Source organism: Limisalsivibrio acetivorans, assembly GCF_000421105.1.
GTDB classification, from domain to species: Bacteria; Chrysiogenota; Deferribacteres; order Deferribacterales; family Geovibrionaceae; genus Limisalsivibrio; species Limisalsivibrio acetivorans.
On sequence record NZ_ATWF01000001.1, the window covers coordinates 468,011 to 494,307 of the forward strand.

The window sequence follows — 26,297 nt, forward strand, 5'->3', positions numbered from 1 at the left end:
ATCAGCCGCCGTAGTATTCCTGTATCGGTTTAACGGTCATAGTCCCCTCTTTGAAGCTCTCGATGCCGGTTACGGAGGCCATCGCCGCTTCTGTGGTCGATACGTATGGGATATTGTAGCTAAGGATAGCTCTGCGGATAGATTCGGTATCCAGTCTGGACTTTTTACCCTCGGGAATGTTGATGCAGAAGCTGATATCTCGGTTCTTGATGGAGTCCACGATGTTAGGTCGTCCGTCGCTCACCTTGTTAACCTTCTCCACAGGAACACCATGCTCCTTGAGGTACGCCCATGTACCCTTGGTGGATACGATACTGAAACCGAGCTTCACCAGATCCTTCGCCACATCAAGAATATGAGCCTTTGCCGAGTCCTTAACGCTAATGAAAACCTTACCCGACTGCGGTATCCGGTTGCCTGCAGCTATCTGGGATTTATGGAAGGCCTTTCCGAAATCATTATCTATCCCCATAACCTCGCCGGTGGACTTCATCTCAGGTCCGAGAACAAGGTCCGTTCCGGGAAATTTTACGAAGGGGAAAACAGCCTCTTTAACGGTGTAGTAATCGGGGATAACCTGCTCTGTGAAGCCGATATCCTTAAGCTTCTCACCCGCCATAACCCTTGAGGCTATCTTGGCCAGAGGAACGCCTATGGATTTGCTGACATAAGGGATTGTTCTTGAAGCTCTGGGGTTTACTTCGATGATATAAAGCTCTTCATCCTTAACTGCGTACTGAACGTTCATAAGACCCACAACGTTCAGCTCCTTTGCTATCCTCTTTGTAGCGGTATCGATCTCTGCCCTCATCTCCGGCGTGAGCGTTCTTGAGGGTATGGAGCATGCGGAGTCACCGGAGTGTATCCCCGCCTCTTCGATATGCTGCATAATGCCGCCGAGCACAGCTGTTTCGCCGTCGCTCACACAGTCCACATCCATCTCAACGGCGTGTTCAAGGAACCTGTCCAGTAGCACCGGATGCTCCTCGCTGGCCTCAACGGCGAATTTCATATAGTTAACAAGGGATTCCCTGTCGTAGCATATCTCCATAGCCCTGCCGCCAAGAACATATGAGGGGCGGACAACAAGGGGGTAGCCAATCTCTTCTGCGATGGCGAAGGCCTCTTCATCGTTCTTTGCTATGCCGTTGGGGGGCTGTTTGATACCCACACGGTTGATGAGGTCCTTAAAGCGCTCTCTGTCCTCTGCGGCATCGATGCTGTCCGGAGATGTCCCGAGGATGGGCACACCAGCCTTCTCAAGGGGCACAGCGAGCTTAAGGGGTGTCTGGCCGCCGAACTGGACAATAACACCCACCGGTTTCTCCTTCTCCACTATATTGAGCACATGCTCCTTTGTGAGGGGTTCGAAGTAGAGCCTGTCGGAGGTGTCGTAATCGGTACTCACCGTTTCGGGGTTGCAGTTCACCATGATTGTCTCGTAGCCAGCCTCTTCAAGGGCGAAGGAGGCGTGGACACAGCAGTAGTCGAACTCTATCCCCTGCCCTATCCTGTTGGGGCCTCCGCCGAGGATTATTATCTTCTTCCTGTCGGTGGGCTCGGATTCACACTCACGTTCGAATGTAGAATAGAGATAAGGCGTGTGTGATTCAAACTCTGCCGCACAGGTGTCCACTCGCTTGTAGACTGCCTTGTCCCGGGAGTTGCGTATGGTGTCTTCATCGGTTTTCAGGAGCTTAGCCAGCCTTCTGTCCGTAAAGCCCATCTCCTTGGCCCTTCTCATCTCTGTAAAATTCTCAAGGCTTCCGGCATCCTTTATATCCTTCTCAAAGTCGATGATCTCCTGGATGTTATAGAGGAACCAAGGATCTATGCTGGTGAATGTGTGGATATCCTCAAGTGAGTAACCCGCACGGAACGCCTCGCCTATGTAAAACATGCGCCGGTCTGTGGGGCGTTTGAGGTATTTATCAATCTCTTCGTGTGCCTTTTCTGTTTTGAGTTCCTCTTCGCTGAAGATCTCATCGAAGCCGTACCTATTTATCTCAAGTGAGCAGATAGCCTTCTGGAGGGATTCCTTGAAGGTTCTGCCTATGGACATAACCTCACCGACGGACTTCATCTGGGTTGTGAGCCTGTCGTCACTTCCGGGGAACTTCTCAAAGGTGAATCTGGGGTATTTGACCACGCAGTAGTCTATGGAGGGCTCGAAGGATGCCGGCGTCTTCTTTGTGATATCGTTGGGGAGTTCGTCCAGCGTGTAGCCCACAGCGAGCTTCGCCGCAATCTTGGCTATGGGGAAGCCGGTAGCCTTTGAGGCAAGGGCGGAGCTTCTTGATACCCTCGGATTCATCTCAATGATGATCTGTCTTCCTGTGGAGGGTTCTACGGCAAACTGTACGTTTGAACCTCCGGTATCAACTCCTATCTCACGTATAACCTTTATGGCCGCATCTCTGAGTTCCTGATACTCCTTATCAGTGAGGGTCTGGGCGGGGGCTACAGTGATACTGTCACCGGTGTGTACACCCATGGCATCGAAGTTTTCGATGGAACAGATTATTACAACGTTATCCGCCTTGTCCCGCATAACCTCAAGCTCGTACTCCTTCCAGCCGAGGGCGGATTCCTCCACAAGTATCTCATGGACAGGAGATGCCTCAAGACCCCATTCCACGTAATCCCTGTATTCTTCAATATTGTAGGCAACGTTACCACCAGTTCCGCCGAGGGTGTATGAGGGGCGGATGATGGCGGGAAAGCCAATATCCTTAATGGCATCCATCGCCTCTTCGTAGGAATTAACGACGGCACTCATCGGCATCCCGAGCCCTATCTTGGACATAGCCTTCTTGAAGAGGTCCCTGTCCTCTGCCTTCTTTATAGCCTGTATATTTGCACCGATAAGCTCAACGCCGTGTTTGCTCAAAACTCCCTCTTCATGGGCATCAAGGGCAAGGTTGAGTGCTGTCTGCCCTCCAACGGTGGGGAGTACGGCGTCCGGCTTCTCACGCTCAAGGATGGAATCGAGCACTGCCACGGTGAGGGGCTCAATGTATGTTGCATCCGCAATCTCAGGGTCGGTCATAATGGTTGCTGGGTTTGAGTTGATAAGAATAACCCGGTAACCCTCCTCTTTTAGAGCCTTGACGGCCTGGGTTCCGGAATAGTCAAACTCGCAGGCCTGACCGATTACAATTGGACCGGAACCGATAACAAGAACGCTTTTAATGTCTTCTCTTTTAGGCATAAAACCCCCTCGATATATAGGAAAGCACTGTATATGTATGTTCTTTCATTCTTAGCATCTCCAGTATATGTCAAACTGAGTAATCTTAACCGGAGCTACTTATGTTATTACTTTATCTATTTGATATATAGCATTGTCAGATAAAGCCCAATCTTAATCTATCCCAGCAGGAACATCCGTTCTTAAACAGGGGCAAAATTTGAGATTTATAGCAGATTAAGCGATATATTACAACATAAGAAGGCGAAAAAAAAGGCTCCAAAAAGGAGCCCTTTATTTAAAAGCTTTTACTGTTTTTCAAGCAGATACAGACAGGCCAGCTTGAGGGGGTCGGTGAGCGTATGGTGCTTACCGCTCAGATCGTCCTTAACAATGGCCGAGAGCTGCTGAAGAGATATACCGTTAAGCTCTGCTATCTGGGCAGAGCCAATGGATTTACCCCTCAATTCCTCTATTAATTCCTTAAGTGTGGTGGTCTTTATATAGAACTTGATATCCTCAAAGCTGTTTATCTTGCTTCGCTCAATCTTCTCCGAGGCAAACACCCAGGGGGTGTATATGTAAGTAAGCCCGAGTGCAGCGGCGTGCTTACAGAAAACCTCCTTCGCATTCTCACAGTCGCATTTGAATTCAATGGGATCCGTGTCTATGACCAGTTCCGAGGTATAGGAACCGTGGTTGCCTTTGATTGTGCCCTTAAGCACGTTTCCTTCGATGGAGCAGTCCACAAATTTTCCAACATAGTTTTCCGCTCTTTGAAGATTGATGGGGGTGGAAATGTTTTTGAGCTGTTCTTCGCTCAGTTTCGGCAGCTGCATCGGCGACCCTCCGTTATTCATTGTTCCCGCTTCATCAGTCACTTTATTACCCGACATTTAAAAAGTCAATCCCGTTCCAGCGTGTTTTCAGCGTCTGGACAAGAACTTTCGATGCCGGGGCGTCGAGTGAAGGGTCCGAAGCGAGAATATCTTCTGCATCCCTTCTTGCCTTCTGTAATATTTTGACATCTTTTACGATATTTGAAAACCTAAACCGTGGTAAACCTGACTGTCTCGTACCGAAAAAATCACCGGGTCCCCTTATTTCAAGGTCTATCTCGCTTAATTTAAATCCGTCCGTGTGCTTAACCATGGCATCGATGCGTATCTTCCCCTCTTCGCTGATATCGCCGGAGTATATAAGACAGCAGTAGGACTGCTCCGCACCACGCCCCACCCTTCCCCGAAGCTGGTGCAGCTGGGAGAGACCGAAACGCTCGGCATTCTCTATAACCATAACAGTGGCATCGGGAACGTCCACACCCACCTCGATAACCGTTGTGGATACGAGGATATCGATACTTCCGTGTTTAAAGCGGTGCATCAGCTCCCGTTTCTCCTCCCCCTTCATACGGCCGTGGAGAAGCCCGACACGTTCCTCGCCAAAGACAGAGGCTATCTGTTCATAGCTGGCCACCGCCGCTTTAAGCTCCATCTTCTCGCTGGTTTCTATGAGCGGGTATATGAAATAAGCCTTTCGACCTGCATCTAGTTCCTTCTGAACAAGCTTAAGAGCTTCGCTCTGCTTCTTCTCAGGGTAAGCTTTGGTGACAATAGGCTTACGCCCAGGAGGCAGGCTGTCTATTATGCTTACATCGAGATCACCGTAGAAAGTGAGGGAAAGCGTTCTGGGGATAGGCGTTGCCGTCATGAGGACGATGTCAGGATTATACCCTTTATCTACCAGAGTTTTGCGCTGGAGCACGCCGAAGCGGTGCTGTTCATCGATAATGGCGAGACCAAGCTTATGAAAAAGGATATCCTCCTGAATAACGGCATGGGTTCCCACGACGAAATCCACCGAACCGGAGGCTATAAGCTCCCTTGTCTCCCTTTTATCACGGCTTCCCACCGAGCCTGTCAGCAGTGCGGCGGTGAATCCGGTTCCCTCGAGGAACTTCTGCAGGTTTATATAGTGCTGTTCGGCCAAAACCTCCGTAGGTGCGATAACAGCAACCTGATGACCGTTTTTCACAGCCATTATCCCCGAAATGAAGGAGACTATGGTCTTTCCGCTCCCCACATCCCCCTGTATAAGGCGGTTCATCTGTTTGGTGCTCTTCATATCGTTGAATATGTCCGCAAGTACCTTCTTCTGGGCGTTGGTAAGCTTGAAGGGCATTATCTCCGCCACCTCGTCCAGATACTCCCTCTTTATATCAAAGCATATACCCGGCACAGAGGCGTAGGTGTCTTTCTTCATCAACAGACCGAGCTGGATATAGAAAAGCTCCTCATAGACAAACCGCTCATATGCCGGATGGGTCCGCATCATTAGCTTCGGTATAATATGCCTGTCGTCCGGCATGTGGAGGGTTTTAACAGCGGAACGGATCTCTGGAAAGTCGTATTTATCCGCCAGCCGAACCGGAAGGGTATCGGGCATGTGGGGGAGGTACTGCTCTATCATCATATTCATGGCGGAGTTAAACGGCTTCTGCCCTACGTTTGCAGGAAGGCTGTACACCGGGCGAACACGGCCTATCTCGCTTTCATCGATAAACTCGGGGTGCACCACCGAAGGGGCTCCATCATACCTTGAGACATTGCCGTACAAGTGGTATTTACGCCCTTCTACCAGAGCGTTTGCGGGGTAACGTGCATTGAAGTTGAACCATAATGCGCTGAAAAAGCCGTTTTCGTTGCGAAATATCGCCCTGTATACAGCTTTACGCCCCCTCGTGAAGGTCTTCTGTCTGGTTTCAAGGGTTCCGCTCATTACTCTGCGCTCACCCTCTTCGTACCCCACTGCCTCATACCTGAAAGGAAAATGCAGTAGAGCGTCCTCCACGGTGTTAAGCCCGAATTTCGACAGTGATTCCGCCTTTTTTTCCCCTATACCTTTGATAACGTGCAGAGATGTCTGCAGAAGAAGTGCCGAGCCAGAGGATGCCTGGGATGAGGCTAGGAATATATTCATCTCCGAAATGAAGTTCTCCAGAGATTTCGAATCAGCATCCTCCGATTCCAATAATCTTTCGGCATCGGAGGCTAGTTTTAGATTGGTTTTACGCAGGAGCTCAAGGGCGGGTTCAAGATAACGGGCCGGATCCTTCAGATAATCCGACCGGTTTTTATCAATTTCGGATGATATTTTCCTTAGTCTGGCAAACTGTGAGGCCATTCACTAAAAGGCGTTAAGCTGATTGGATTCCCTTGTGGAGAAGATGTTGTGAACTTCAAGGATGATGATCATACCGTTTTCTGTTCTGGCCACACCTTCGATATAGTTGGAATCCACATTCATGGAAACCGCTGGAGCCTTATCCACAACGCCGGGATCCAGCCTGAGAACCTCATCAACCTTATCAACGACAAAGCCGAGCTTCCGCCCGGATATGCCCACATTTATAATACGAGTGTTATGATCCTCTTCGGGAACGGGCAGGCCCAGCTTATTACGCAAGTCCACGATGGGGATAACCTGCCCTCTGAGGTTAATTATCCCTTCAACAAAGGGGGGAGCCTTCGGAACTCTTGTGATCTCCATCATACGGATAATCTCTTCAATATCCATGATGTTTATACCGTATTTCTCCCCCGCCAGGGAAAGGCTGACAATCTGCTTCATTTCGGCCATCACTCAAACCTCTAGTTTGTTTTATGTGATGATAGCAGTTAACATCAGCTTTTGCAACAAGATGGAGTTCTTAAACGAGAACGCCGTCCTTTGCAACAATCTGATTGTTTTCATCGAGCTGAACCACTGTGGGGCGGTAGTTATCGAGCTCTTTTTCATCAACCATGGAAAAGGTTGCGATGATTACTCTGTCACCGTGCTGTACATGCCTTGCAGCTGCGCCGTTAAGGCATATCTGGCCGCTTCCTCTCTCACCCTCAATAACGTAGGTGGAAAAGCGTGCGCCGTTGTTGATGTTCCAGATATCAACCTTCTCATACTCACGGATGTTAGCCGCTTCCATAAGGTTCTTATCTATGCCTATGCTCCCTTCATAGTGAAGGTCTGCGTCGGTTACGGTTGCTCTGTGGAGCTTTGATTTAAACATGTGTACCATCATTTCTGCACCTCGAAGTAGTTATTATCTATTAGTCTTGCCTTGCCGACATACACCGCCAAAGCCATGAGGAAATCTCCCTCTATCTTTCTTACAGGTCTAAGGAACTCCGGATCTACAAACTCGATATAATCTATTCTTGCATACTCATGTGAGTTAATGAACTCCTCCACATCCGCCCTCAGCTCTGATACATCCTCAACTCCCTCTTTCAGGGCATCTTGAACGACTTTAAATGAACGGTTCAAACTCAATGCGGACTCCCTCTGCTCAGGGGTAAGGTATACATTTCGGGAGCTCATGGCGAGACCGTCATCCTCACGGATAATTGAACCGCCTATTATCTCCGACGGGATGTTAAGATCCCTGGCGAGCCTCTTAATGACCTGCAGCTGCTGGTAATCCTTCTCGCCGAAATATGCCCTCTCCGGCTGAACAATATTCAGCAGTTTGGTCACAACGGTGCATACCCCATCAAAATGACCGGGGCGGGAACGTCCGCACAGTCCATCACTCACACCGGCAACGGATATATTTGTGGAAAACCCCTCGGGGTATATCTCCTCGCGCTCGGGGAGGAAGAGTATGTTTGTTCCAGCCGCCTCAAGGAGAGCTGTGTCACGCTTAATGTCCGAAGGATAACTGTCCAGATCCTCCCCTGCACCGAACTGGGCGGGGTTTACAAAGATGCTTACGACAACAATATCGTTCTCATCCCTGCATTTACGCACAAGGCTCAAATGACCTTCATGGAGGAAACCCATCGTCGGGACAAACCCTATGCGCAGGCCATCCATGCGTGCTTTGTTCAGCTCTTTTCTTATATCTTCTATCTTTGAAACTGTCTTCATATATTACCTCAGGTAACTGTGCTTATCATCTGGGAATACTGAGCTTTTGACGTCTCCAATATAGTCCTGAGCCGCCTTCACAAGTTCTGTTTTTGCGTCCGCATATCTTTTAACAAACTTTGGAATGAAGTCATCGAAGAGGCCGAAGACATCATGGAAAACAAGGATCTGACCGTCACACCCCTTCCCTGCGCCGATGCCTATGGTGGGTATATCAACCGCTTTAGTTACAGATGTTGCGACATCCGCCACAAGTCCTTCGAGTACCAGAGAGAAAATTCCGGCTTCCTCAAGGGCCTTAGCATCTTCAATGTACTTTTCAACACCGTCACGACCCTGCACCTTGAAGCCACCCATGGTATGAATACTCTGAGGCATAAGTCCGATATGCCCCATCACGTTTATACCGGAATTAACCAGTTTCTTCACCAAAGGAGCCTTCTCTGCGCCCCCCTCTATCTTAACCGCTTCAGCACCGCTCTCTTTAATGGCCCTGATGCAGTTTGTAAGCGCTTTTTCCTCACTTTCATGGTATGTCCCAAACGGCATATCAAGCACAAGAAAGGAGCGTTTGAGCCCTCTTTTAACGGCCTTTGTGTGGTATATAACCTCGTCCAACGTTACAGGAATAGTGTTCTCGTAGCCATTCATAACAACGCCTAGGGAATCTCCAACCAAAACAAGCTCAATGCCTGCTTCGTCAAGTATCATAGCAGAGGTGTAGTCGTAGGCTGTGAGGCAGGTGATCTTCTCATTCTCCTGCTTCATCTTTGCGAAGTGATTAACTGTTATCTTCTTGATTTCAGAGTGTTTGCTCATTCAGGCTTCCCCTTATGCAGTTTGGACGCAGATCGAGAGGCTTAAAGACACATAAGGGTACTTATATGGGAAAGCGTCTCGGTCCCGTCCGGGATCCAAGCAGTCCTATGTATATGGAGTTTATCGGATTATGTCAATATCTAAATCTATCTAAGATAAATCCTTCCCTTGATTTTTCTTTATAATCTGGGAAATTCATAATCCTGAGAATTTTCCAGATTATATGGATGGAAATTCACAGATTAATGTAAGGGGAAATTTTTATGTAAAAAGTTCCCCTTAAGAACCCCTTAAAAACAAATTTGGGGTATATATTTAAGGTTGATATACAAAAGGCTTCCATGGATGGAAGCCCTGAAGTGAAGAATATGGAGCTATGCTTCATATTCTGTAACGGAAGTAAGTGGAGCGAAGGCTTTGCCAAGCGTAGCGGCAGGGAAATTCTCAGGATGATGAATTTCCCAAGTCATATGGATGGAAGCCCTGAAGTGAAGAATATGGAGCTATGCTTCATATTCTGTAACGGAAGTAAGCGGAGCGAAGGCTTTGCCGAACGTAGCGGCAGGGAAATTCTCAGGATGATGAATTTCCCAAGTCATATGGATGGAAGCCCTGAAGTGAAGAATATGGAGCTATGCTTCATATTCTGTAACGGAAGTAAGCGGAGCGAAGGCTTTGCCAAGCGTAGCGGCAGGGAAATTCTCAGGATGATGAATTTCCCAGATTAATGTAAGGGGAAATTTTTATGTAAAAAGCTCTCCTTAAGAACCCCTTAAAAACAAATTTGGGGTATATATTAAAGGTTGATATACAAAAGGCTTCCATGGATGGAAGCCCTGTAGGCGAAACTAAATTGAATTGTATTCAATTTATGTAGCCGGAAGTACGAGAGAGCGGGGTTCCCCCGCTCGAACAACAATGGAATTTCCATGGATGGTAAATTCCATAGATAAAATCGGATGATGAATTTCCCAGATTAAATAAACAGAAGCCCATCCTAAAGCACTTTTGCTGCCTCGGAAGCAAGCCTGCTTCGCTCGCCCTTATCCAGATAAACCGTTGAGCAGTGTGCAAACTTAGATGAAGTAAACTTCTCTGATGCGTTTATAAGGCCGTTATCAAGCTCTGTAAGATAAGGATTGTCGATCTGCTTAAGATCACCGGTAAAAACGATCTTCGTGTTGTGCCCTGCTCTTGTTATGATGGTCTTCATCTCATGGGGGCTGAGGTTTTGGGCCTCATCGATAACCACAAAGGTATCCATGAGAGTCCTTCCCCTGATATACGTAAGCGCTTCTATCTCAAGGAGGTTTGCATCCTTAAGATACTCTATTGTCATGTTGTTCAGTTGATTCTTATGGGTTACACCGTCCTTACCTTCGCTTACGTTCCCCCTGCTTATGATGAACTCGAGGTTGTCGTAAATCGGTTTAAGCCAGGGATCCAGCTTCTCTGATATGCCGCCGGGGAGATAACCGAGATCCCTTCCCATGGGGATGGGTGAGCGTGTAACAACCATACGCTTGTACAGCCCTTCGCTCAGCACTGCATTAAGACCTGCACAAAGGGCAAGGAGGGTTTTACCAGTACCAGCAATACCGATGGCAAAGACTATATCGATCTCAGGATCCAGTAGTGTATCAAGTAGATACCTCTGCTTTCTATTTGCCGGCTTTATACCGTAGACGTTGTCGGTCTCCTCCATCTTGAGGGTTTGAAAATACCGCTCACCTTCGGGTGTCTCAATATATTTCACGTATACGCTTAAACCGGGGTTCTCTGAGCTTTTCAGGATGAAATACTCGTTTGCCCTTGGCTGAAACTCCTCGGAGTCAATACCGTAAATCTCAGCAGGAAGATGCATCTCATGGGAGTTTCGCAGCTCGTTAAGGTAGGAATCCGCAACGATGAGTTCATCGTTTGTGTTATCAAGGAAGCTTCCTCTTCGTTCGTGGTAGTAGTCCTCCGCTTTAATCCCGAGCGCGTTGGCCTTGAGTCGGAGGTTAACATCCTTTGATATAACCACCGTCTCGTTACGCTTCGATTTCTTGAGCTTCATGGCAAGGCTCAGGATTAGATTATCGTTCTTTCGCTCAAACTCATCGGGGATAAGGCTTCTCGACTCCTGATCGTGGAAAGCGATATAGAGCTTACCGCCTGAATCGAGCTTAATGCCCTTTTGAAGGTCACCAGCCATGCGGTATTCTTCGATTCTGCGGATGAACTCCCTTGCGTTATAGCCGTTGAGATCAACGTTTTTCTTGAAGGAGTCAAGCTCTTCAAGAACTACTGCGGGCATGTAAATGTTGTTGTTTTCGAATGTTTCGAGGGCCTTGGGGGAATAGAGGATGACATTAGTGTCAACCACGAAGTTCTTTATTTTGGGCATCAACCACTCCGGACTCATAGACTATACTAAATTTTTATCGGTGAACGCCAAAATGTCAAGCAACAGTTTTACAAATCATTGTGTGTTTGGTATCTTTTAATCAAGGCAGAAATTTAGGGCACCGGAGCGGGTTTTGGCTGAGAAAGACGGTTATAGAAATGTTAAGCCGGTAAGTTTTAAAAGGATTTATGAGGAGAAGCTGTACGATGTTCTGGGTAATCTACGCCTCCCCCTCATGACGGTGATCTTCTTCACAACAATCGGTGTTCTCTCTCTGATGATCATCAATAAGGATACCGACGGTAAAAGTGTTCTCAACTATCTGTTCCACACTCTCATAACATTCAGCACCATCGGATTCACAGAGGGCTACAACAGCAATATCACCATGAACAGGGTGTTTATGGTTGTCTTTGTCATGCTCGCCTTCCCCCTTGTTTACTTCTACGGCCTTGCTGCCACAGTTCAGGTTCTTCTACAGGGGGATCTGCGCTCAATCTACAGATACTGGAGGAAATATTCAAAGATGGAACAGCTTAAAAACCATTTCATCATCTGCGGATACAACGATACCACAAAAGAGATAATCCGGAACTTCCGCAGGAGAGGTATACCCTTCATCGTAGCCTGTTCTGAAACAAGCTGTGATAAGAACATTGAAAACTCCGGGGTTGAGTTCTATGTGTTTGCCGAGCCGCACAGACGGGATGTGCTTCTCGGTCTGAATATCGATGATGCGAGGGGGCTTATAACCGCCTACGAGGAAGGTACTACGGACATTGCCGTAATCGTTACAGCGAGGCTCCTGCGCCCTGATAAGGATAATTTCACCATATACGCCACAGCGCTGAGCGAATACGACCGTGACAAGATGAAGCTCCTCGGCGCAAACGAGGTTATCGTCCCGGCTGTTACCACGGGCCGGAGGATCCTGTCATACGTACTTCATCCCCCCTCCCCCGTTCTTTCAGGCTTCCTCGAAAAGATAGCCTACGGGGAGCGCACAGATATTGATATCATCGAGTTGCAGCTTAGCGAATCATCGGATGTTACAGGAAAGGCACTCAAGGAGACTGGCGTTCGTGAGAATACAGGCGCAACCATCGTCGCTATATCCAACAAGGAAGGGAAGATGAAGGTTGCACCTCCCGGAGACATCGTGCTTAAAGCAGGATATTCACTTATCCTGCTGGGAACACCATCATCGCTCAATAAGGCAAAGAAGCTTCTAGCATCGTAATTTATGGAGGATTAACAATATGATAGAATGGGGAAGAGTCTGGTCCGATTTCTTTATTTTCATAGCACTAACAACAAACGTAGGCTTTATATTCGGCCAGGATCCCTATCAGCTTGTGATAGCTGTGGGGGTAAACCTGATAGCGGCTGTTATGAAATTCAATGTTAAGAAGATCCTCGCCGCGGAGCTTCTGGCAACGGCTTTCGCCGCCAATCTTCACCTTATTCCTGCGGCTGTACTCTATTTTAACAACGCCCGCATGAGCCTTGTTCTCGGGCTTGCTGCCGGAGCTGCGGTGGCTAACGTAATCTCGCTCATTATTGTTCTTATAGACCTCATAGCGGGTTACAAAAACCCGGAAGAATTCTGAGAAGAAAGGATTGAAAACCAGTGAGCAGGGAGTGTACGATATGATATGGACAATAGAACTGCGTTCTTTTATCTGCTTGCAGGGAGAAACTACTACAAGCGCATAACCAGTACAAACCGTCACGAGAAGCTTAAAGAAGCGAGCAGAAAAGAACTAAAATACCTTTCTAAACTAAAGTATCACAAGGAGGATGAGTGGCATCCCGCATACCTCGACTTCCTCTACAGCGTACTCTGCGTCAATCTGCTTGGCAAGTATTACGAAAGAAGGCTGAAACACCTTTGCAGACTGTCAGATAAGCGGTTTTCACCCTTCGCTCCGGCCACATATTTCGCTTTGCACGACTATAACAGGAATCTTGATATCTTTTCATATCATCCAAACAGGGATGACAGCATAGAAAACCTTATAAACACGGCAAACAGGCGTGTTAACACCTTCCTCAAAGAGGCACGTTTTGAGAGGATACCGGAACGGATGATAGACGGCTTGACCCCCATCGGGATTGAGCTGGAGTTTTCCAATGTGGGAACAAGAGCCGGAAACTTCTTTGAGCAGGGTGTTTACCCTTTCCGAAACTTCTCAAAGTACCACCATTACCACCTGCTTAAATTCCTCTGGCGCTTCGGTGCATACATCGATTCCAATTACTCTATGAAGCAGTACATAAAAAAAGGTGGCTTCCTTGAGTACACCTTTATCCCATCCGGAGGCTTTACAGGTCCCCTAACCTCCTCCGCTTCCCTTGCAGGGGGATTGATCAAGGAATCCCTGTTCTTCACACCGGTTAAGCCCCACAGCCTGCATTTATCCCTTGAAATCGACAGTCGCACTCCCAATATTGAACCGAAGTTCGAAGATGTGCTCCTTTTCATGATGATGAGTGGCGATCTGAGAAGGGAGAACGGCAGGGTTGTAGAAAAGAGGATACTGGACGGCGATGTGAAGGGTACGGCTGTTATACGGGACAGAATAAACCGTGAAGGCCTTAAGTTCACCGTAGAGTTCGCCCATTTACGCCTCTCTCCGCTGAGGGCGAGTGAAAACTATTACGAGCCTCTTATCCTGCTTTTGACAGCCCTTAAGAATATATTCTCCTTTTCAGATGTTGACATATACCGAAACCATCTGTATGATTGGGCACGAAATGCCAGACAGCCGAAAATATACCCGTTCCCGGTTTCTGGAATTGGCGGAAAAGGGCCTCTCCGCCGAAACATCCCTTCCTGGAGGCTATATCAGAGATAACCTGCAACGTCTTGGCGAAATATTCGATAAAAGGATGGCTTTGTTTAATGATTGAAAACCTCACCTATCCTGTTAAGGTCTTTGTTTACGGAACACTCCGCAAAGGGTGGCACGGTCACAGAACTTTTTTAAAGGACAAGGAACCCCTCTTTACTGCAAGGGTAAACGGAAGCCTTTACCATCTCCCCTTCGGCTATCCTGTGGCCGTTGAGTGTGAAGATTCTGAAATGACCGGAGAGGTTTACGAGGTTGATAAAGATACCCTCCGCTCCCTGAGAGAGTATGAGGGAGTTTTCGAGATTAATCCGGTATATAGAGAGAAGATAGTAAAGATTAACGGTGTGGACGTAATAATGTTCACCGCAAACCCCTCCAAGGAGCGGGCTGTCAAAACCATGGGATTGCGTGTTGAGGGTGGCGACTGGGCGGAGTTTGCAAAGCACCATAAAACCGGAAAGGTAAAAACCATACTCAGTTCAGCGGCGGCGGCATTCGCCATATCTCTTTCATTCTGATAGCTTTTTTATCTTCTCCATATCCTCATCGAGGGAAACGCCCTTGATAGTGAGATAATCCCCCACCATGAGCCCGCTCGCCCCAGTGTGCATTATAGAATCATCGCTTCCGAAGACAGCGTTTCTGCCGCCGCATATGCGTATATGTCTGTCGGGAAGGATCATTCTCATAAGGGCAGTTATTCTCAGCGCCTCGTTCTTATCAAGTATCCCCTTCCCTTCTGCTGGTGTACCGGGTATCGGAGTCAGAAAGTTAACCGGAACCGATTGAACTCCCAGTTCTTTCAGTGTATAGGCAAGTTCCGCCCTCTGCATCCACGACTCCCCAAGACCAAAGATACCGCCGGAGCACACGTATAATCCGAGCTCCACAGAGTCCCGCACAGCCCGAACATCCTCTTCGTAGCTGTGGGTGGTGCAAACTTCGGGGAAAAAACTGCGTGAGGTTTCGAGATTGTGGTGGTATGCGGACATCCCCGCATCCTTAAGCTCGATAAGCTGTTCCCTGCTCAATATGCCTACAGATGCATCGGCCAGAAGGCCGTGGGAAACGATTATGCCTATCCCCTCTTTCAGCTTTTGAAATTCATCCTCTGTGGGTCCTTTTCCGCTCATCACGATGCTGAAACGCTCAACACCCTTCTCCGCCAGAGACTTTGCGGCTTCATCGATACGCTTCAGGTCGATGAACGGATATTCGGGTGCATCTGTGCTGTAATGTGCGGACTGGGCGCAGAAGGAGCAGTCCTCACTGCATAGGCCGCTCCTCGCATTTATTATGGCACATGTGGCCATCAAGGAACCGAAACTCTTCATCTTTATCGATTCTGCCTGAGTGAATAATTCCTCATCCGGTAGCTTAAGAAATTCGTCTATGTACTTGCTGTTAGGCTTGTATTCATTCGCAAGCTTCTCTGATATGTTCATTTAAGCTCCCTCATCTCTTCGATGGCGGCGTCCAACTCCCGCCTTGTGGTATCTATATCGGAATTCTGCTTATCCAGTTTTTCCGATACAGATGAAAGGCGTTTTTCAAGACTGTCCAGCCCCTCTTTCATCCTGGCTGTATCCTGACGCATAAGCTTGATCTGCTCTTCCAGTATACGCAGTTGATCCGCTGTCTCGCTTTTACCACCGCAGGATACACAGAATAGAATAGTGATAATTATAAGAAAGGTGTGTCTGGACAAGTTTAACCGCCGCAGTTTTCCGGGTTATCAGTTTCTTCAACGAAGGAGCCGTAAAGATAGCCCTCAATACCGTTATATTCTGCTCTCCACCACCCTGCAGGCTTATTCTCTATCAACACGGCGGACTCTCCTGAGGGTACAACGGTGAGCAGCTCTCCGTTTGTGGTGGGCTCTGCACGCATATTAAGCCCGCTGTTTGCTGTTATGCATCCGTAACGGACTGCCTCTGCCTGCTCTTCTAAGGGTTCCTCGGCAGGTTTCTCAACAGATGATTCGGGCTCATCCGCCTGCGTAGTCATGTTATCTGCGATGGGTGTATCTGCCTGCATAGCCGGCTCCGTTTCGGCGGACGGCTGAGCAGGTTCAGTTGCCTGATCAGGTTTTTGCTCAACAGGCTCGGAAACCTGCTCCGGCTTTTTCTCGGCTTCTTGCTGAACCTGTGGTTCAGGCTCTTCTGTTGTCTGCTCCCTTATCTCAGCCTCGGAAGGTATCCTCTCGGTAACGGGTTGTTGAGGCTCGGGCGCTTTCTCTATTACTACAACCTTCTGCTCTGGCTCCTTAGTCATGTTCTGATACTGCATGAATCCCAGTATGAGCACTAGAACAAGGAGCACGGGAGTTACATATGGAGCTATGGTTGCGAAGCGGAGTGGCGGTTTAACGCCGGAAATGAGCTTTACAGCCTTTCGAACATGCTTGGGCCCGACCTTTTTGTCCTTAGCTTCTGCGGCTACCTGAAAGGCCTTATCGGCAATGACATTTACTTCCAAAGGGAGACCGTGGCTGAAACGGTGGATCTCCACAACCGCTGTTCGCTTAAGGATGTCGGGATCGGCACCCTTGGCCTGGTTTATACGGTGCTGTAGATACATAGCTGTATCCTTAAGACCGAGAAGACCCAGCTCCTGTACGAAAAAGACCCGTTCGTTCAGGTTGTTTATCTGTCCATACATGAGCTTGGAGCTGAGTTCGGGCGTTCCCACAAGGAGAACCTGTACAAGTTTACACTGCTCTATCTCAATCTCAGCGAGACGCTCAAGCATATTGAAGGTTTCAACGGAGTATTCATCGGCATCGTCAATGATAAGGACGTTGTTCTTACCCTTCTTGTATTCATCTACGAAGAAATCCATAAGCACGCCGAAAAGATGGTTGTCCTCGGAGGAGCTCTCTATCTCGATGCCGAATTCCGAGCAGGCGGTTTTGAGAATATCCTTATCAGGGCATTTTTCCACTAGGGCTGTGTTGCATTCCGCAAGTGTTTCCCGCAGGAGCATACACATAGTCGTTTTGCCCGAACCGGGTATACCGGTAAGCATCATGAATCCCTTTCGGCTGTTTATTCCATACTCCAAGAGGGTCATTGCCCTGTCGTGGGTGGAGGAGCAATAGAAATATGCCGGACTTGGAGTAAGCCGGAAAGGTTTGTCCCTGAAAGCAAAATACTCTCTATACATATCCACCTTCAATAAATCAGATCATACATCTATTCACTATAATATCAAAAGAGGAATATTTTTCAATAAGATAGCGAAATAAATGGCATAAAAGACTGAACAAAGTTCCCTTCGAGATGATGTCAGGAAATATACCATCTTACATATTTTTTACTCAAGAAACTGCTTCTTATTGATTTGTATCTTATTGACAGTCTTTTATACAGCGGGAAACACTCATCATTACTTGCAGAAGATGTATGAATGGTAGACACTACTTTATAATCACAACATAAACTATTCATAATACGCTTGATTATCAGTTACGATCTAGACGGCTTAACCATCATTGTGGAGAAACAAACTCTTTTCCTGATTTTGAAATAATAAATATTTTCTGTATGACAGTACAGGCAAGGCTTTGGACGTAAAAATGCCCCTCTTTGAGTCGAGGGGCATTTGTGATCTTGTAATATATTTAAGAAATCTATCTCTAAAAGTTACTCTTCGTTAAATCACTCAAACGGGTAAAACTGCATGACAGTATTCGGGTCTGCCTTTTTATGGGCATTGATAGACTCGCCGGTACTTTTGGAAAAGCTTTTCATAAGGTCGCCAAGGACCTCCTTAGCTTCTTCCTCAGAGCGTATGGAGCTGTCTGCGGCCATTCTGTTTTCATTGCGAATGCTGATAATATCCGCAATGCTCTGGCTGGAAGATGAACTCTCACTGCTGCTCTTCCCTTTGCTCTCGATAGGCTCATTCTTTTCGTTTGCGGCAGCCTGTCCCCGTTTTTTCTCAACTTCCATGAGCTTTTCACGAAGATTGACTATTGGTCCTTCAAAGTTTATCACTATGCATCATCCGGCAAAATTAATTGACTTTGCCTCTCCACTTTGTTCGCCTGATCCCTCTTCCTGCTTTACAACCTCTTTCCAGGCTTCTCTAAGGCTTGCCATAAGCTCAATTACGGACTCGATCTTCTGCTTGTCCTTTGTCTTATTTGCCTCGATGAGTTGCCATATCATAAAATCGTAAAGCCTCATAAGGTTATCAGAGATTTCACCTGCATCCATGTTAAGCGTGGACATCAGCTCGTATATGATGTTCTCCGCTTTCATGATGTTGTTGTGAGCCTCAGGAACGTTCTCCTCATTGACGGCTATGATCGCAAGCTTCATAAACTTAATCGCACCATCATACAGCAGAAGAACAAGCTTTCCTTTGGTTGCCCCTTCGACTTCCTGTTTGATGTAATTCTGATACGGGTTGGACACTAGCTCAACTCCTTTTGATTCTTTTATCCGGCCCCTGAGAGTGCCTGCGTAAGCGCATTTCCCTGTGCCTCGGCATCAGCTATGGCCTTTTCCATGGCCGTAAACTGCTTCCAATACCTTTCAAGCTCCATCTCCGCCCTGTCCTGCAGTCTTTCGATCTGCTCGCTGAGTCTCTGCATCTCTCTGTCGAGGCTGCCGTCCGCCTTCACCTTCGTCTGGATCATTCCATCGTTTTCGGTGTAGCGTTCGATCATGTCCTCGTATTCATTCGTCCATCCGCCATCTTCTGCAAAGAAGTTGTAGACGTCTGCCGGCTGATTACGGAGTGCATTGAGGAAATCGGTGTTCCCCTCAAGGGCGGCCACTATTTCATCATAATCGGTCGTATCTTTGATAAGATAACCAAGACTTTCGGTTTCTATATCACCATCGCCGGCAATCTCGATGCCGAGTTCCTGTAAGTTACTGAATGTGCTATTTAATCCAGGTATCTCATAAAACAGTTCAGCACGCACACTCTGATGAAGATTTCTCAGCTCCGAACTCTTGGAGATGATATCGTACTCGTTAACCTCGTAGAACTTCTCCATCCATTCCTTGTATTCAGTATCGGACATGGAGTTCTTCTCTTCATCGCTGAGGGTTCGCATGTATTCATCGCGATCATCATCGCTCACATCGGGAACGTTCAGCTTCTGCATAAGTTCGTTGTAGTGCTGAACAAAGCTTGCTACTGCCTTTATGGTTCTATCTGTGTCGGTTTCTATCGTAAGGGTTATGGGGGTTCCGTCCGTACCGCGAATATCCAGCTCAACACCGGGGATAATGTCGTCCACATTGTTGCTGTCACGAACATACGTAACACCGTCCACCTCTATTACCGCACTCCTTCCTTCGGTTCCCAAGGACTGCTCAACGGTGGTGTTGGTGGTAAGGTTAACGGCCTGCAGGAATCCGCTGGTGTCCGATGCCGAGCCGAAGGAGATCTTATCCTTGCTGTCGGATACGATATTTACCTTATCCGTGGAGGTGTCGTAACTCATGGTTACGCCTGCGCCGGAGTTGTTAACCTTCTGCATAACATCGTTAAGGCTGTCGTTCTTAGAGTCTACATAAATTGACACCCCGTTGACGGTGAAAATGCCCGAATTAGGCACAGCGGACATCCCCGATTCTGAAAGGGGTGCTGTGGGGTCTATGGAGCCCTCTGTACTTCCAAGCGCCTTAACTCCACCTTCGTTGTAGGTAAGTTTCATTACGTCAAGCAGGTTGCTTGTGTCGCTGGATGTACCTAGATCGATATTCTTAGGACCTTTTTCATTGTTTGTGAGAACTATCCTGTCCTGTGCGCTTTCGTAATTGGCTGTTACCCCTGCACCGGATGAGTTGATCTTAGCAAGCAGCTCATCAACGCTGATCTTGGTGTAGTCCTCAACCTCAATTTGGATACCGTTTATGGTGAAGTATCCGTTGGCTGAGTCATCTACAGTATTATCGAAACCGGCGTTATTAAGTCCGGTAACGTATGTATCAAGGGGGGCGGTGGTGGATACTCCGTCAGCTCCAAATACCTCAGAGTACGTATCACCTGCTACCTTCAGGGAGGCATCCTGCTTAACGGAGAATGTCCCCTCCTCTATCTCAGAAGCATAGAGTTTAAGAGTAGCACCCGGTATAAGCCCACCCACAGCGTCATCCATCTTGGTGTGAAGTGAGGCTGCATCGGCGGCTCTATGATATTTCATTATGTTTGTAGCGCTTCCAGTGCTGTCAAAGCCGGCTCCGAGGCCGAGATCTGCTTGTGCAGTACCGCCAGTAACGCTCATGTCGAGGTTAGATGTCGCCGGCTCGTAAAAGGATATGTTCCACTCCCCTGCTGCATCGTCGTAATCAGCACGTACCGCATAGTACTGCTTTGCGTTTGTGCCCATGGCAGTATTAAGCTGGGAGTTGATATCCTCCTCGATCTGCCTTGTTACCGTGTTTATATCATCGCCTGTGGCGGCGGTGAAGGTTGATGTAACGCTGTAGGTGTCGGTACCATCGCTGAAATCCATGGTTAATGTAGCATCGGTGTAATCCGCCTGGAGATCGCCGGAAGCATCTACAACTGTTCCAGCCAGAACAGCACCGTTGCTTTTGGTCATGGTTCCCCAGTTATCGGGCTTAAATGTATTTGTGGACAAGAAATGTGTTCCCTTGTCGGATATCTCAACCTGATGCAGACCCTCAATGTTGTCATCCGGCACACCGGACAGCCCCGCAACTCCTGCTCCTGTTTCAGCTACCCTTTGACGTGTATAGGAGCTGACCCAGGAAGAGTTCTTCGCTGTCTGCTCAACGTTTACCACATGCGTACCCGGACTCGCTTCCGTAGTAGCAGTAGCATAGAGTAGTGAAGAGTTTGAGGAGTTAACGTTCTTCGTTTTAAATGTTGATTCGAGGCGGAGCGTAAGAAGATCGGTCTCAAGCGTTCCGAGTTTCTCATTCACATCGCTGTAAATGGTCTTCTCAAGAGCCTTGACCTCGAGCTTCTGGTTCAGTCTGTCGATGGGAGCCTTAGTTGCTGAAACGAGTTCATCAACTATGGCATTGGTGTCCATCCCTGAGACGATTCCGCCCATTTTTATTGCGCCCATATAGCAAACCCTCCAATGGTTATCACTCTATTCGGCAATAACGGGCTTAACTTTAGAAAAAAATTGCTTTTTCTTATTTAATATATTAAACCCAGTGTTATGAAAAAAATAGTTGTTTATGACTGCGATGGCGTACTTTTTGATAGTCTGGAGGCGGTTAAGGCCTACTATGATTATGTGTTCAATAAATTCTCACTCCCCATGCTGAACTGGGATGACCCGGAAACCCTTAATACTGCAATGATGAAGACTAATAGCGAGATAATAAGGGAGTTTTCCCAGGACGATGCAAAGTATGAGGAGATCATGGAGTTTGCCTCAAACCTTAATTTCAAGAAGTTTCTGGATAAGATGGTTCCGAATCCCGGTATCCATGATGCCCTTAAAGAACTGAGTGACAAGGGCTACCGTTTGGCTGTTCTCACAAACAGGGGTCTGTCCCTTGATTATCTGCTTAAACATTTTGATATGTACGACTATTTCGAACGCCTCGTGTGCAGTTTCGATGTAGTTAAACCCAAACCGCATCCGGAAGGGCTTTATAAGCTCATAGACCACTTCTCATGTAGCAAAGAGGAGATTCTCTTCCTTGGCGATTCCACAAACGATTACTATGCAGCCGAATCCGCCAAAGTCCCCTTCCTAGCCTTCGGCAATGACCTCTTCGAAAGCCCCAGAATCGACCATCATATGGATGTTTTCGAATACCTTTGATAATACACGAGAGGTTGTAATATAAAAAAGCCCCGGCACAGATGTACCGGGGCTCTATTACGGGGGTTGGTGTTTATTTTACCAGTCTGTGCCGGCTGTATAGATCTTTATGCAGTGCTCAGCAGCGGGAAGCTTCATCACTTCCTCACCCGCTTTTTCCCTTGCCTCAACATAAGCAACGAAGCTCATTGCATAGTCAAGGTAGGTGTCAACACCGGGGCCTCTCTCCTCCTGAACAGTACCGAAGGTTGTGTAACCGTCTTTTCCGGCAGCTGTATAGGAGTTTGTAACAACAACATACATCTCACTGTCCTCAAGAGAAGACCATGTCTTAGTCTCTCTATCCATAACCTCAAGGTTGCTTACCCTGCTGCCGAAGGGCTGAGAGTTGTCCACATCATAACGAAGTGCATAGGCATAGGGGAAACCGCCTGTGGAGCCCCCCTGGTGTATACCTTCGATGGCATCCTCAAGAACCTGCTTAATCTCGGAGCCGTACATCTCTATCTCGAAGAGAGTATTGGCAAAGGGAAGGAGTGTATAAGCATCACCGATGGTTATATCACCTTCGTTTATACTAACCCTTACGCCACCGGCATTCTGGATGCAGAGGTCGGATCTGAGGCTGAGCTCGTAGAAGGACTTGGCAACAACGGGAGCAATATCAGAGCCAAGGGGAAGGCTCACACCGTAGTATTCCTGCCCGGGGATACGGTTGTGGAGAAGATCCTCTCCAGCCTCGCCTATCACCTGATTCTTAAGCTCATCAACCTGGGAGGAATAAGCAGACTTTATCGTAGCCACAGAAGCGTTGTCGCCAACGATGTCTATGTTTGCATGGGCTGAGATTATATCATACACAGCGGCCCTAGCATCACCCTCGATCTCCACCCTGTTACCCTCTTCGTTTTTACGAAGGAAGCTGTCTCCAGAGATAAGAACAGGCTCGCCGTAGCAGCTCTCTACCTTACCATCTGTATCGAATTTAACTGTAAGATCGCCCACAGCGTATCCGTAGTTCCATGCCTGAACGATACAAACCTTGTCGCCGTCTGCATTGGAAGCGATTGTGGGGTAGTCGCCTGAGTTGGAAAGGCCGAGATAGTCGAAATCGCCGAGGAGTGTGTGTGAATCTCCATCAACAACAACGTCGATGGCGGGGATACTCTTAACAAGCTCTTTTGTTTTGCTGTATCCGTAGTGGCTGAGAACAACGATCATCTCAACGCCTTTACCCTGAAGCTCATCCACATAAATCTGAAGTGCTTCAGCTTCATCAAGGAACGTGAGGTTGTCGCTGGGGCTGGAGGACTCAACGGTCTTCTGCTTAACTGTGAGACCGATTATACCAACCTTCTCGCCGTCTACCTCTTTTATTACATAGGGGGAAAACTTGCCGTCCAGAAGTGAGCCCGCATCGGGAACAATATTTGAGCTGATAACGGGAGCATCAAGCATGTCGATGAAACCGCTGAGGAACTCATCGCCATCATCAAATTCATGGTTTCCGATGGCCATGGCATCGAAACCGATCTCGTTCATAACCTCAGCGTCAGCCTCACCTTTGAAGAGAGTATAATAGAGTGTACCCTGAACTGCGTCCCCTGCGTGGAGAACGAGGGTGTTGGATGACTGCTGTCTGAGCTCTTTGATCTTCTGGGCAACCTTCTCAATGCCGCCGAGCTCGATTCTTGTTGTTTCGTTATCGAGGGTAACATCATAGGTTGCTGCGTCGAGATGGGAGTGAACATCATTCACATGAACGATCTTAATGCTTTTGCCACTGCTGTCGCTGTCGCCTGCACATCCGGAAAGAAAGAATGTTGCCGCAATAACAGCAAAGATAAGCACCCTGAGGATGCTTGCCGGTAATACCTTCTTCATGATTCACCTCATTAAGATTTGGATTCTTCATCAATCATGAGGCTATTTTATGTGATCTTACTGATATTTATATTCATATTATTGTGTGGTTTTTTTGAACTAGTTGTTGAGTTTTAGTAGTAAGCTTGAATTGGGCAGGTAACAATATCCTTTATTTACAATAATTACCTATTTGATAATCCTTCCGCTCTGATGATTTTTTCAGCATTTTCTTAACAATCGGCTCCACAGTTATAACAAAAAAAGGCTCCCGAAGGAGCCCTTTATTGATTATTTGCTTTGGGATTCGACATTACCGCCGTATTTAGTAAGCAGTTTTGTCTCAATTCTTCTATTCTTCTGGCGGCCTTCGGGGTTTGAGTTGTCAGCAATGGGCTGTTCCTCGCCGTATCCTATGGAGCTCAGCCTTTCTTCTGCAATACCAAACTCACCCGTGAGCTTCTTCATAACAGCCTCTGCCCTTCTTTCTGAGAGAGCCTTGTTGTACTCTTCGGTTCCGATGCTGTCGGTGTGCCCCTGTATCTCCGCCTTAAGTATGGTGTTCTTCTTCATGAATCCGGCAAACTCAGAGATTCTTCCCATATACTTCTTCTGCACCTTTGCGCTATCGAAGGGGAAGTAGACTTCAAGATCCATGCTGTGGAAGCATCCGTATTCGTCAACCACAACGGAAGCCATGGTTCCAGGGCACATATCTTCATCGTCGTTAACGCCGTCGTTATCGGCATCGCCCACCGCAGCCACAGCCATGGTTTCCTTCTTCTCAGGCTCCTCAGCCTTCGCAAAGGACTCAGCAGGCTTCTCCTCAACGGAGGGTTTCACAGGCTCTTCCTTCACAGGTTCGGGCTTAGGCTCTTCTTTTTTAACAGGGATAACAACGGTTACAGGTTCCTTCTCATCCTTTACGCCGTAATAGAAATTAAGGGAAAGGGAAACAACCTGATCGTGTCGCCCCTGACCGAAATAGACATTCTTGAGATTAAGATCACCACCTATATTCTTATTATACAGATACTTAAAGCCGAAACCTGCATCAACACCCCAAAGTGTTTTCCCATAATTTCTACCCTCAATACCCGCCTGAACGTAGGGCATAACCTTCTTATCTTCTGATACTTTAAAATGATAGAGAGCATTGGCATCTAGAACAACAAGGTTCTCATCATCACCCGTATCTTCATAGTTTGAGTTTATGTACCCAAGTCCACCCTCTGCGGCGATATTCTCTGTAAGGAATTTGCCGAATCGCAGACCGAATTCCGGATTATTCTCAAGGTCCTCTTTATCATCGAAGAATCGGTATCCGGCATATGGGCTCACATACCAGGCATTTGACATATCGAATGCCACCGCCGTTCCAGCGACTGAAATCATCAAAAGTATTGCAGAAATAATTATTTTCATCTAATCCCCCTTATTCATTTTATAAATTATACCCATCTTGTTTTAATCGGGTAAAGGGGGATTTTCACATTTGAACAGTTTCTGGTGCAGGGGAGAATATGTATCTATGAAAGGTTTCTTTATCCATCCTGCTCACAGCTTTAGTAATAAGGAATATAACAAGTAGTGAGAACGGGATTCTCATCCAGAGTATGCCGGATAGTTCTCCGCCGATAACCATGAGCAGGAGCGTATCCTCAATAAGGCTGTGCATTATCCCGAGAAGTGAAACGGAGAAAAAGACATCCGTCTCGCTCAGCTTACCGCTTCTGGCCTCCTTGATAATCATTCCGCCAGCGTATGATAGCCCAAGGGTTAAGCCGAAGATGGTAAGGGTGGAAGCCCTTGCACTCACACCGAAAACTTTCAAGAGGGGCGAAAGAAGCCTGTTCATAAGGTCTATGATGCCAAGTTTTGAAAGAATGCGCATAAAAACAACGAGACAAAGGATAATAAAAGCGATATAGGCGAGGTTTGTTACCTGGGCAAAGACCCATGCCAGAAGCCCCTCTGCTCTGGGTTCGGGTGTCCATACTATCTGTACAGGATGTTGCAGCGTATTTGTGGCAGTGTAGATAAGGTGAAGTAGCCAACCATACAAGAGCGCAGAACCCAGACGAAGGATCAACATTACACGAAGCCTGGGACCAGATTTTCGCATTACCTGAAGCTCCACAGGCATCGAGTGTGCAATCAGTACCATAGAGGCAAAGATGGTTGCCTGGGCCGCTGTTATATCCATATCCCTGGCGAGAGCCACGAAAACAATGATTCCGCCGTATATATTCGTCACAAGGGCCGTTGCCCAAGCAAGCCCAAGTTCCCCCGGCAGTCCTACAACCTGCATCGCAGGCGCAAGGAGACCCGACAACACATCGATAACACCTAACTCTGACAGTAATTTAACAGCGATTATGACAGGGATCATAATCTTAAAAAGTACATAGCAAATCTCGTAGGTTTCCTTTAATACGGAGCGAATATGGTTAAGCATTCAACGACTATAATACTCAAAAA

General features: G+C 47.5%; 23 protein-coding genes. 6 read left to right on the forward strand and 17 right to left on the reverse strand.

What is annotated here, in order from left to right; genetic code table 11:
• Window position 1: 1 nt before the first annotated feature.
• The 7 genes from carB to panB form a co-directional block, all read right to left on the reverse strand.
• On the reverse strand, window positions 2-3,211 hold the full coding sequence (carB, locus tag K300_RS0102235; protein ID WP_022850036.1) for a carbamoyl-phosphate synthase large subunit: 3,210 nt from the start codon (window positions 3,209-3,211) through the stop codon (window positions 2-4).
• Window positions 3,212-3,498: 287 nt separating this feature from the next.
• Window positions 3,499-4,029, reverse strand: coding sequence for an SWIM zinc finger family protein (locus tag K300_RS0102240; protein WP_022850037.1), 531 nt, complete (start codon window positions 4,027-4,029; stop codon window positions 3,499-3,501).
• Between the two features lie 46 nt (window positions 4,030-4,075).
• Entirely contained in the window at window positions 4,076-6,373 is a 2,298-nt protein-coding gene (recG, locus tag K300_RS0102245) for an ATP-dependent DNA helicase RecG (protein ID WP_022850038.1), read from the reverse strand.
• 3 nt (window positions 6,374-6,376) lie between these two features.
• Complete coding sequence (locus K300_RS0102250) at window positions 6,377-6,829, reverse strand: chemotaxis protein CheW (RefSeq protein ID WP_022850039.1); 453 nt, start codon at window positions 6,827-6,829, stop codon at window positions 6,377-6,379.
• A gap of 70 nt (window positions 6,830-6,899) precedes the next feature.
• On the reverse strand, window positions 6,900-7,268 hold the full coding sequence (panD, locus tag K300_RS0102255) for an aspartate 1-decarboxylase (RefSeq protein WP_022850040.1): 369 nt from the start codon (window positions 7,266-7,268) through the stop codon (window positions 6,900-6,902).
• Window positions 7,265-8,116, reverse strand: a complete 852-nt coding sequence (gene panC, locus K300_RS0102260; RefSeq protein WP_022850041.1) for a pantoate--beta-alanine ligase — start codon at window positions 8,114-8,116, stop codon at window positions 7,265-7,267. Before panC ends, panD begins: the two co-directional genes overlap by 4 nt.
• 3 nt (window positions 8,117-8,119) lie before the next feature.
• Window positions 8,120-8,935 carry a 3-methyl-2-oxobutanoate hydroxymethyltransferase gene (gene panB, locus K300_RS0102265; RefSeq protein WP_022850042.1) on the reverse strand — a complete coding sequence of 272 codons (816 nt, stop codon included), beginning with the start codon at window positions 8,933-8,935 and terminating at the stop codon, window positions 8,120-8,122.
• Between the two features lie 341 nt (window positions 8,936-9,276).
• Here panB and K300_RS0102270 point away from each other — a divergent pair, with 341 nt between their 5' ends.
• Window positions 9,277-9,663, forward strand: a complete 387-nt coding sequence (locus K300_RS0102270) for a hypothetical protein (protein ID WP_022850043.1) — start codon at window positions 9,277-9,279, stop codon at window positions 9,661-9,663.
• Between the two features lie 269 nt (window positions 9,664-9,932).
• Here K300_RS0102270 and K300_RS0102275 read toward each other — a convergent pair whose 3' ends face one another.
• Window positions 9,933-11,324 carry a PhoH family protein gene (locus tag K300_RS0102275; RefSeq protein ID WP_022850044.1) on the reverse strand — a complete coding sequence of 464 codons (1,392 nt, stop codon included), beginning with the start codon at window positions 11,322-11,324 and terminating at the stop codon, window positions 9,933-9,935.
• 133 nt (window positions 11,325-11,457) lie between these two features.
• Between K300_RS0102275 and K300_RS0102280 the strand changes: the two genes are divergently transcribed.
• From K300_RS0102280 to K300_RS15895, 4 genes are read left to right on the forward strand one after another with little or no spacing between them, the layout of a single operon-like run.
• Window positions 11,458-12,564 carry a potassium channel family protein gene (locus K300_RS0102280; RefSeq protein ID WP_022850045.1) on the forward strand — a complete coding sequence of 369 codons (1,107 nt, stop codon included), beginning with the start codon at window positions 11,458-11,460 and terminating at the stop codon, window positions 12,562-12,564.
• A 19-nt stretch (window positions 12,565-12,583) separates the two neighbouring features.
• Window positions 12,584-12,934 carry a DUF6394 family protein gene (locus tag K300_RS0102285; RefSeq protein ID WP_022850046.1) on the forward strand — a complete coding sequence of 117 codons (351 nt, stop codon included), beginning with the start codon at window positions 12,584-12,586 and terminating at the stop codon, window positions 12,932-12,934.
• 45 nt (window positions 12,935-12,979) lie between these two features.
• Window positions 12,980-14,182 carry a hypothetical protein gene (locus tag K300_RS0102290; protein WP_026836245.1) on the forward strand — a complete coding sequence of 401 codons (1,203 nt, stop codon included), beginning with the start codon at window positions 12,980-12,982 and terminating at the stop codon, window positions 14,180-14,182.
• 47 nt (window positions 14,183-14,229) lie between these two features.
• On the forward strand, window positions 14,230-14,697 hold the full coding sequence (locus tag K300_RS15895; RefSeq protein ID WP_022850047.1) for a gamma-glutamylcyclotransferase family protein: 468 nt from the start codon (window positions 14,230-14,232) through the stop codon (window positions 14,695-14,697).
• Here K300_RS15895 and bioB read toward each other — a convergent pair.
• The 6 genes from bioB to fliD form a co-directional block, all read right to left on the reverse strand.
• Complete coding sequence (gene bioB, locus K300_RS0102300; protein ID WP_022850048.1) at window positions 14,689-15,624, reverse strand: biotin synthase BioB; 936 nt, start codon at window positions 15,622-15,624, stop codon at window positions 14,689-14,691. The genes K300_RS15895 and bioB overlap by 9 nt on opposite strands.
• Window positions 15,621-15,887 carry a hypothetical protein gene (locus K300_RS0102305; protein WP_022850049.1) on the reverse strand — a complete coding sequence of 89 codons (267 nt, stop codon included), beginning with the start codon at window positions 15,885-15,887 and terminating at the stop codon, window positions 15,621-15,623. Before K300_RS0102305 ends, bioB begins: the two co-directional genes overlap by 4 nt.
• Window positions 15,888-15,889: 2 nt before the next feature.
• Window positions 15,890-17,344: an AAA family ATPase gene (locus K300_RS0102310; RefSeq protein ID WP_022850050.1), complete on the reverse strand. Its 1,455-nt coding sequence runs from the start codon at window positions 17,342-17,344 to the stop codon at window positions 15,890-15,892.
• Between the two features lie 494 nt (window positions 17,345-17,838).
• Entirely contained in the window at window positions 17,839-18,177 is a 339-nt protein-coding gene (locus K300_RS0102315) for a hypothetical protein (RefSeq protein ID WP_022850051.1), read from the reverse strand.
• A 6-nt stretch (window positions 18,178-18,183) separates the two neighbouring features.
• Complete coding sequence (gene fliS / locus K300_RS0102320) at window positions 18,184-18,600, reverse strand: flagellar export chaperone FliS (RefSeq protein WP_022850052.1); 417 nt, start codon at window positions 18,598-18,600, stop codon at window positions 18,184-18,186.
• A gap of 23 nt (window positions 18,601-18,623) precedes the next feature.
• Complete coding sequence (gene fliD, locus K300_RS0102325) at window positions 18,624-21,239, reverse strand: flagellar filament capping protein FliD (protein ID WP_022850053.1); 2,616 nt, start codon at window positions 21,237-21,239, stop codon at window positions 18,624-18,626.
• Window positions 21,240-21,338: 99 nt separating this feature from the next.
• Between fliD and K300_RS0102330 the strand changes: the two genes are divergently transcribed.
• Entirely contained in the window at window positions 21,339-21,953 is a 615-nt protein-coding gene (locus tag K300_RS0102330; protein ID WP_022850054.1) for an HAD family hydrolase, read from the forward strand.
• Window positions 21,954-22,031: 78 nt separating this feature from the next.
• On the opposite strand, the gene nadN is transcribed toward K300_RS0102330, so the two are convergent.
• From nadN to K300_RS0102345, 3 genes are all read right to left on the reverse strand, one after another.
• A complete protein-coding gene (gene nadN, locus K300_RS0102335) occupies window positions 22,032-23,837 on the reverse strand; it encodes an NAD nucleotidase (protein ID WP_022850055.1) in 1,806 nt (601 codons plus the stop codon).
• Window positions 23,838-24,107: 270 nt separating this feature from the next.
• Window positions 24,108-25,241 (reverse strand): OmpA family protein, encoded by a 1,134-nt coding sequence (locus K300_RS15900; protein ID WP_022850056.1) that lies wholly within the window; start codon window positions 25,239-25,241, stop codon window positions 24,108-24,110.
• 64 nt (window positions 25,242-25,305) lie between these two features.
• Window positions 25,306-26,274: a nucleoside recognition domain-containing protein gene (locus K300_RS0102345; RefSeq protein ID WP_022850057.1), complete on the reverse strand. Its 969-nt coding sequence runs from the start codon at window positions 26,272-26,274 to the stop codon at window positions 25,306-25,308.
• Window positions 26,275-26,297: the final 23 nt, after the last annotated feature.

Bases quoted from the DNA above. Each gene is read 5' to 3' on its own strand.
- carB (WP_022850036.1), bottom strand. From the start codon at position 3,211: ATGCCTAAAAGAGAAGACATTAAAAGCGTTCTTGTTATCGGTTCCGGT.
- K300_RS0102240 (WP_022850037.1), bottom strand. From the start codon at position 4,029: ATGCAGCTGCCGAAACTGAGCGAAGAACAGCTCAAAAACATTTCCACC.
- recG (WP_022850038.1), bottom strand. From the start codon at position 6,373: ATGGCCTCACAGTTTGCCAGACTAAGGAAAATATCATCCGAAATTGAT.
- K300_RS0102250 (WP_022850039.1), bottom strand. From the start codon at position 6,829: ATGGCCGAAATGAAGCAGATTGTCAGCCTTTCCCTGGCGGGGGAGAAA.
- panD (WP_022850040.1), bottom strand. From the start codon at position 7,268: ATGATGGTACACATGTTTAAATCAAAGCTCCACAGAGCAACCGTAACC.
- panC (WP_022850041.1), bottom strand. From the start codon at position 8,116: ATGAAGACAGTTTCAAAGATAGAAGATATAAGAAAAGAGCTGAACAAA.
- panB (WP_022850042.1), bottom strand. From the start codon at position 8,935: ATGAGCAAACACTCTGAAATCAAGAAGATAACAGTTAATCACTTCGCA.
- K300_RS0102270 (WP_022850043.1), top strand. From the start codon at position 9,277: ATGGATGGAAGCCCTGAAGTGAAGAATATGGAGCTATGCTTCATATTC.
- K300_RS0102275 (WP_022850044.1), bottom strand. From the start codon at position 11,324: ATGCCCAAAATAAAGAACTTCGTGGTTGACACTAATGTCATCCTCTAT.
- K300_RS0102285 (WP_022850046.1), top strand. From the start codon at position 12,584: ATGATAGAATGGGGAAGAGTCTGGTCCGATTTCTTTATTTTCATAGCA.
- K300_RS0102290 (WP_026836245.1), top strand. From the start codon at position 12,980: ATGGACAATAGAACTGCGTTCTTTTATCTGCTTGCAGGGAGAAACTAC.
- K300_RS15895 (WP_022850047.1), top strand. From the start codon at position 14,230: ATGATTGAAAACCTCACCTATCCTGTTAAGGTCTTTGTTTACGGAACA.
- bioB (WP_022850048.1), bottom strand. From the start codon at position 15,624: ATGAACATATCAGAGAAGCTTGCGAATGAATACAAGCCTAACAGCAAG.
- K300_RS0102310 (WP_022850050.1), bottom strand. From the start codon at position 17,344: ATGTATAGAGAGTATTTTGCTTTCAGGGACAAACCTTTCCGGCTTACT.
- fliD (WP_022850053.1), bottom strand. From the start codon at position 21,239: ATGGGCGCAATAAAAATGGGCGGAATCGTCTCAGGGATGGACACCAAT.
- K300_RS0102330 (WP_022850054.1), top strand. From the start codon at position 21,339: ATGAAAAAAATAGTTGTTTATGACTGCGATGGCGTACTTTTTGATAGT.
- nadN (WP_022850055.1), bottom strand. From the start codon at position 23,837: ATGAAGAAGGTATTACCGGCAAGCATCCTCAGGGTGCTTATCTTTGCT.
- K300_RS15900 (WP_022850056.1), bottom strand. From the start codon at position 25,241: ATGAAAATAATTATTTCTGCAATACTTTTGATGATTTCAGTCGCTGGA.
- K300_RS0102345 (WP_022850057.1), bottom strand. From the start codon at position 26,274: ATGCTTAACCATATTCGCTCCGTATTAAAGGAAACCTACGAGATTTGC.